Below are 1,695 nucleotides of genomic sequence, written 5' to 3'. Positions count from 1 at the left end.
AGGGTTTGCGTAGCAAACCCTTCCTCAAAGCCCGTTTCAAATTATCCCGAACTCACGTTTTTTTAATTTACTGAAGTGAGCCAACACTTCAGTGAATTGGTATAAATTGGTAGTCTTTTTCAGATTTCCTGTGCTGCTTGTCTGACGGCTTCTTGAACTGTTAATAGAGGAACATTTTGCAAGCGGGCTAGGTTCGCGCAATCCTCATATTCTGGCTGGATTGTCTGAAAGTCATGGCGCTGGGCAATTTTTACGCGCGCTTTACCATATACCGTTTCTACTTCATGGATTTCCCGACCGAGAATTTTACGCTCTTGTAAACGATATCGAATGCCGAGGGTACTTGTTTCTCGAAAGAGAACTCGTTCGCAAATATCCTGTCGATCGCAGGGACAGAGGACGGTAATTAAGATGCCGCTGCGAGATTTTTTCATGCCGATCGCTTGGGTATAGACATCCAAAGCGCCATGATGAAATAGTTGCTCCATCGTGTAGGCGATCGCTTGAGCAGTCATGTCATCGACTTGAGTTTCGAGGATCGCGATCGTTTCCGTTTGGATGGTAGGTGTATTCTCAAGATTTAAGCTTTTTTTTTACCCTCGCCCACCCATAAACGCAGAGCATTAGGAATTTCTAAATCCCTCGTACCCGCTCCCATGCCTACTTTTTGGATTTCCATGAAGGGAACTTCACCGAATTTTTTACAGAGGGTAACGGCGATCGCCGCTCCTGTGGGCGTAACTAATTCTTTCCTGATGCCATTGTCAAAGGTGATGACTCGATGCAATTCCCATAGCTTTAACGTGGCAGGCGCGGGTACGGGCATCTTGCCATGATCGCAATCCACATAGCCACCGCCCGCAGGTAAAGCCGAACAGTAGATTTGTTCAATATCTAACCAAGCAAATCCCGCACAGGTACAGACAATATCGACGATCGCATCCAGCGCTCCTACTTCATGAAAATGGACGGCTTCGGGGGCAATGTTATGGACGGCTCCCTCGGCGATCGCTAATGCTTTAAAGGTAGCGAGGCTCCATGCTTCAACCTTTTTTGGTAGCTTTGCCTCGCTAATAATTTTATTAATATCAGGTAAGTGCCGATGCCCTTTAGGAGAATGTTCATGATGGGAATATTCCTGATCAGAATCGGGTAAATGAGAATGCGATCCATGACTATGGGAACTATGACTATGGGAACTATGGCTATGGGAACTATGGCTATGCTCTCCATGATCGTGATGAGTGTGGGAATGCTCCTGACTTAACTCAACCGTGGGAGGCTCGCTACCACTATAGTTTAGTAATTCGACATGTAACTTCGTTGCGGTAATGCCACCACGCAAAACAGATTCTGTCCATAACTTGACTTCGCGATCAAGTCCTAATTTGTGAACGACCTCCTGTAGGTAAGCTAAGGGGACACCTGCACTTACCAGCGCTCCCAAGCACATATCACCAGCGATACCTGTTGGACAATCTAAATATGCCACACGTCCCATGAAAATACCTGTAGAGTCGATAAATTTATAAAATATTTCGCCTCTCAGAATCCTAGCATTGATAGCTATCGCCACCTGTATTAACGTTAATACCAAGTAAAGAAATGGCGTAGCCATTTCTTTACTTAAAAACCCTTACTAACGTGAATTCGGGATAATTGGAAACGGGCTTTGAGAAAGGGTTTGCGTAGCAA

At 45.4% G+C, this 1,695-nt stretch carries 1 pseudogene; it reads right to left on the bottom strand.

Annotation, left to right across the window (positions count from 1 at the left end):
- Nucleotides 1-119: 119 nt before the first annotated feature.
- Nucleotides 120-1,501: pseudogene (gene larC, locus PSE7429_RS28100) on the bottom strand (nickel pincer cofactor biosynthesis protein LarC).
- Between the last annotated feature and the right edge of the window lie 194 nt (nt 1,502-1,695).

Origin of the sequence: Pseudanabaena biceps PCC 7429 (assembly GCF_000332215.1) — a bacterium.
Classification (GTDB): Bacteria; Cyanobacteriota; Cyanobacteriia; order Pseudanabaenales; family Pseudanabaenaceae; genus Pseudanabaena; species Pseudanabaena biceps.
The sequence above is the reverse complement of the archived record's forward strand: the minus strand, read 5'-3'. Positions and strand labels throughout refer to the sequence as shown.